The sequence below is a fragment of the Arthrobacter sp. Y3224198 genome (assembly GCF_059090025.1).
Window position 1 is genome coordinate 1 of record NZ_JBNHFG010000060.1, and the last position, 4,653, is coordinate 4,653.

Sequence of the window (4,653 nt, forward strand, 5' to 3'; positions counted from 1 at the left end):
GGGGGCTGCCGGCGTCGATGACCGCCACGCGCCGCCGGGCGCGGCCGAGCACCAGTGCGGCCGTCAGGCCGGCCATCCCGCCGCCGGCAATAACAACGTCATAAGAAGGAGTCTCGCCACTAGTCATAGACAACATTTTTACAGGACTCACGCAAATCATCAGCATTCTTAGTAAGTTGTCTAGACTTTTCTTCCATGGGAGAAACCACGCAGGAGAAGCCTGCCTCAAAACTCAAGCAGGGCATTACCGGCCCCATGCTGTATCTGTTCATCCTCGGCGACGTCCTGGGCGCCGGCATCTATGCCCTGGTGGGCGAAGTCTCGGGAGAAGTGGGCGGCGCCATCTGGGTACCCCTGTTGGTCGCCCTGGCCCTGGCGCTGCTGACCGCGGCCTCGTACGCCGAGCTGGTCACGAAGTACCCGAAAGCCGGCGGCGCCGCTGTCTTCGCCGAGCGGGCCTTTAAGGTTCCGGCCATTTCCTTCCTGGTCGGATTCGCCATGCTCGCCGCCGGCGTGACCAGCGCCGCGGGTCTGGCACTGGCCTTCACCGGGGACTACCTCAAGCCGTTCCTCGATGTGCCCACGGTTCCGGCCGCCATTGTCTTCCTGCTCCTGGTGGCACTGCTGAATGCCCGAGGCATCTCGGAGTCGGTCCGCAGCAACGTGGTGATGACCGTCATCGAGGTTTCCGGGCTTGTCCTGGTGATTGTGCTGGTGGGCCTGATGCTCGGCCAGGGCGGGGGTTTCCCCGAGCAGGTCACCCAGTTCCCCGCCGGCGTTAATCCGGGTACCGCCGTCCTGGCCGCCTCCGTGATTGCCTACTACTCGTTTGTCGGCTTCGAGGTCTCCGCCAACATCGCCGAAGAAGTCCGGGACGTACGCCGGGTCTACCCCAAGGCCATTTTCGGTGCCATGCTGACGGCCGGACTGGTGTACGTGCTGATCGGCCTGGCCGCCGCCATTGCACTGCCCACCGAAGATCTGGCCGGTTCCTCCGGACCGCTGCTCGACGTCGTCAGCGCCACCGGGTTCGGCATTCCGGACTGGACCTTCAGCCTGATTGCCCTGGTGGCGGTGGCCAACGGCGCACTGCTGACCATGATCATGTCCTCGCGGCTGACCTATGGCATGTCCGAGCAGGGACTGCTCCCGGCGGTCTTCGGCAAGGTGCTGCCGAACCGTAAAACCCCGTGGGTGGCCATTGCCGTCACCACCCTGGTAGCAATGATCCTCACGACCACCGGCGAACTGGCCTCGCTTGCCGAAACCGTGGTCCTTCTGCTGCTGTTCGTTTTCCTGAGCACCAACGTGGCGGTCATTGTGCTGCGCAAGGACAAGGTGGAGGAAAAGCATTTCCGCGCCCCCATCGTGGTGCCCTACCTGGCCATTGCCTCCTGCATCCTCCTGCTCACCCAGCAGGACGCGGTGGTCTGGCTGCGCGCCGGGGTCCTGATGGCCATCGGCCTGGTGCTCTTCGCAGCGCGCCGGCTGGCGAAGGGCAAAACCCTGGGGTCCAAGCGCCGCGGACACCAAGGCGCCAAGGCTGAGGAAGCCGCGGAGCAGTAAGCCCCCGCGATCGAGAAGGCACGATTTACCGTTTTTCCGCCAAAAACCCGTAATTCGTGCCTTCTCGAAGAGCAGACCGGTAATTCGTGCCTTCTCGAAGAGCAGACCGGTAACTTGTGCCTTCTCGATTTGAGGCCAGGCTCCCCGCAACGCAAAAACGCCCCGGACCAAGCGGCCGGGGCGTTTTTGCGTGCGGTTACTCGTGCAGGTCGTCGTCGTAGTCCTTGCCGGCGTGCTGCTGGCGCAGCTTCCGGCCCTCGGCGATGTCCTTCTCTTCCTGCTCCTGGCGCTTTTCCGTCTGGCGGGTGTCGCGCGGGGGCAGCTGCACCGATTCCTCGGCCTGGATTCCAGCCTGCAGTTCGCGGCCGCGCTCCACCTCGGCGTCGAACTCCGCACCGAACAGCAGGGACAGGTTGGCCAGCCAGATCCACAGCAGCAGCACGATCACGCCGCCGATGGCACCGTAGGTGGCGTTGTAGTTGCCGAAGTTCGAGACGTAGAAGCTGAAGCCCAGGGTCACGATCGCCAGGACGATGAGGGCGATGAAGGAACCCATGCTCATCCAGCGGAACTTCGGCTGCTTCACGTTGGGGGTGGCGTAGTACAGGATGGCGATGATCAGCACGGCGAAGATGACCATGACCGGCCACTTGGCGATGTTCCAGACGGTGACCGCCTGGCTGCCCAGGCCGATGACATCGCCGATCGCTTCGGCGATGGGGCCGCTGATGACCAGCATCAGCAGCAGTGCGGCCGCCAGCAGGATCATGATCAGGGTGACCAGCAGCTGGATGGGGCGCAGCTTCCAGATGGGCCGGCCTTCATCCACCTCGTAGATGCGGTTCATGGCGCGACCGAAGGCGCCGACAAAGCCGGAGGCCGACCAGAGGGCACCCAGGATACCGACGATCAGCGCGAGTCCTGCGCCCTGCGAGGACGTCAGCTGCTCAATGGGACCTTCAATGACCTTTGCCGCGTCTTCCGGCGCAAACTGCTTTACGAAGTCCAGCAGCGCATTGGTGGTGCTTTCGCCCTGCCCCACCAGTCCCAGGATGGAAACCATGGCCAGCAGTCCCGGGAAGATCGCCAGGACCGTGTAATACGTCAGGGCCGCGGCCAGGTCGGTGCACTGGTCCTTGGAGAATTCCCGGACGGTTTTCTTCAGCGTGTATTTCCAGGTGGGCTTTGAGACCTCGGTGGGGTTGTCCGGTTTGCTCGCATCGTCCGGACTGGGTGCTGTCCGGGCTTTGCTGTTGCTGTCCTGCGCCACTACGGCCTCCTGCGGGGTTCGGTGTTCAGACCCCCATCGTATTAGTAAGCGTCCTTAGCAACAAAGGGCGGACGGACAGGCCGGCTCACGCGTCGCCGGCCAGGCCGTAGTAGTCCATCAGGACACCCTCTTCGGCAGGGCTCAGCGGATTCTCCGGATTGGCACCGGGAGACTTGGAGATGGCGTCCTTGGAGTAGCCCACAAAGATGTCCTGGCCGTCGCGGCGGGCATTGGCCAGCGGGACGTAGTGTTCCTCGGATTCGAACAGTCCCAGGTCCACGGTGATCCAGGCGGGCTGGCCGGTGGCGCGGTCCAGGTGCACTTCCCCCACCAGCCCCAGCCGCTCGCCGTCGTTGGCCCACACGCTGGACCCTTGGATCTGGTGGAGCATAAAGGCATCCGTCATGGTGGGTTCCCTCCGCCGGGCCGGCCGAACTGACCGGGCTATCATTCCCGCCCGGGCCGTGCCCTCCTGTCAAGGGGAAATCAGCGCTGGGCATCCTCCGAGGCGTTTTCCTCACGCTCGGCGAAGACTTCCTCGCCCGGTCCGGCGAAGTTCTGGCGGCGCTCGACGGCGTCGATGCTGCCGGTGAAGAGCTGCGAGTCACTTGTGTCGGAGTTGCGCGGCAGCGGTGCCGTCCGGGGTGCGGTGTGGACGTCGGACGATGCTTTGCGCACTTCTTCCCAGCGCTGGCGGGGCAGGGCATCCGGGTGCCATTCCTGCAGGTAGGTCACCATGGTCTCGCGGATCAGGCAGCGCAGGTCAAACAGGGTGCCGCTGTCTTCGGCGCTGACGAGGATGCGGACGCGCACCACGCCGCTGACGGCCTCGGTCACCTGCAGCACACTGGTGCGCTTGTCCCACAGGTCGGTGCCGGCCAGGGTTTCCTTCAGCTTGGTCCGCAGGTCCCCCACGGGCACCCGCCAGTCCAGGTCCAGTTCCACGGTGCCCAGGATGGCCGACTGCCGGCGGGTCCAGTTCTGGAACGGGGTGGTGGTGAAGTAGGTGGAGGGCAGGATCAGCCGCCGGTCATCCCAGATGTGCACCACCACGTAGGTCATGGTGATTTCCTCGATGGTGCCCCACTCGCCTTCCACCACCACGACGTCGTCCGCGCGGATCGCGTCGGTGAAGGCCAGCTGCAGCCCGGCAAAGACATTGCTCAAGGTGCCCTGCACGGCAAGGCCGGCGACGATGGACAGCAGGCCGGCGGAGGCGAGGATACCGGCGCCGAGCGCGCGCACCTCGGGAATGGTCAGCAGCACAAAGGCCACGGCAATGGTGATCAGCACGGCTATGCCGATCCGGCGGCCCAGGATCACCTGGGTCTTCAGGCGCCGCAGCCGGCGGTTGTCCCGGGTGTCCGTGTTGTATTTGGTGAGGATCATGGCCTCAATGATCAGCAGCGTCACCACGCCGAACCAGGCCACTGCACCGATCAGGCCGAGCACCAGCAGGTAGTCCACGGTTTTCAACCAGGAGGCGCCGGCGGCGGTGGCGCCGAGCGCAATCCGGGCGCCGATCAGCCCGAGTACCAGCCGCAGCGGATTGCGGGCCTTGACGGAGATCTGCCGGATGCTGGGCACCTTGCGGAAGGCGCGGTTGGCGGCTTCCCGCGCCGCCCAGGCAATAATCAGGGCGATGCCGACCGCCACCAGCACAGCGAAGAGAGGTTTGAGGCTAACGGCAAGGTCAAGCAGTTCGTCCATGCAATCGATGATTGCAAACCGCCGTGGGGGGCTGTCCAATCGGGTGGGCGGCGTCACTGCGCCGGCCGGGCAGCGCCGGGAAGGGTGGGGCAGGGCGCGGCCGGGGC

5 protein-coding genes are annotated in these 4,653 nt (G+C 65.0%); 1 reads left to right on the forward strand and 4 read right to left on the reverse strand.

Features of this window, described 5'->3' with window-relative positions; genetic code table 11:
* Window positions 1–166: FAD-binding protein (locus AC5RUF_RS16180; RefSeq protein ID WP_494131274.1), on the reverse strand; the 166-nt coding region annotated here is incomplete at its 3' end.
* A gap of 29 nt (window positions 167–195) precedes the next feature.
* On the opposite strand from AC5RUF_RS16180, the gene AC5RUF_RS16185 reads away from it, so the two are divergent.
* Window positions 196–1,566: an APC family permease gene (locus AC5RUF_RS16185; RefSeq protein WP_494131270.1), complete on the forward strand. Its 1,371-nt coding sequence runs from the start codon at window positions 196–198 to the stop codon at window positions 1,564–1,566.
* Window positions 1,567–1,762: 196 nt separating this feature from the next.
* Here AC5RUF_RS16185 and AC5RUF_RS16190 read toward each other — a convergent pair whose 3' ends face one another.
* From AC5RUF_RS16190 to AC5RUF_RS16200, 3 genes are all read right to left on the reverse strand, one after another.
* Window positions 1,763–2,836: a YihY/virulence factor BrkB family protein gene (locus AC5RUF_RS16190; RefSeq protein ID WP_494131271.1), complete on the reverse strand. Its 1,074-nt coding sequence runs from the start codon at window positions 2,834–2,836 to the stop codon at window positions 1,763–1,765.
* An 85-nt stretch (window positions 2,837–2,921) separates the two neighbouring features.
* Window positions 2,922–3,242 (reverse strand): PRC-barrel domain-containing protein, encoded by a 321-nt coding sequence (locus tag AC5RUF_RS16195; protein WP_494131272.1) that lies wholly within the window; start codon window positions 3,240–3,242, stop codon window positions 2,922–2,924.
* 80 nt (window positions 3,243–3,322) lie between these two features.
* Complete coding sequence (locus tag AC5RUF_RS16200; RefSeq protein ID WP_494131273.1) at window positions 3,323–4,546, reverse strand: mechanosensitive ion channel family protein; 1,224 nt, start codon at window positions 4,544–4,546, stop codon at window positions 3,323–3,325.
* Window positions 4,547–4,653: the final 107 nt, after the last annotated feature.

What these genes read in the sequence shown, in the direction of transcription:
- AC5RUF_RS16185 (WP_494131270.1), top strand. Translation starts at nt 196, where the DNA reads ATGGGAGAAACCACGCAGGAGAAGCCTGCCTCAAAACTCAAGCAGGGC.
- AC5RUF_RS16195 (WP_494131272.1), bottom strand. Translation starts at nt 3,242, where the DNA reads ATGACGGATGCCTTTATGCTCCACCAGATCCAAGGGTCCAGCGTGTGG.
- AC5RUF_RS16200 (WP_494131273.1), bottom strand. Translation starts at nt 4,546, where the DNA reads ATGGACGAACTGCTTGACCTTGCCGTTAGCCTCAAACCTCTCTTCGCT.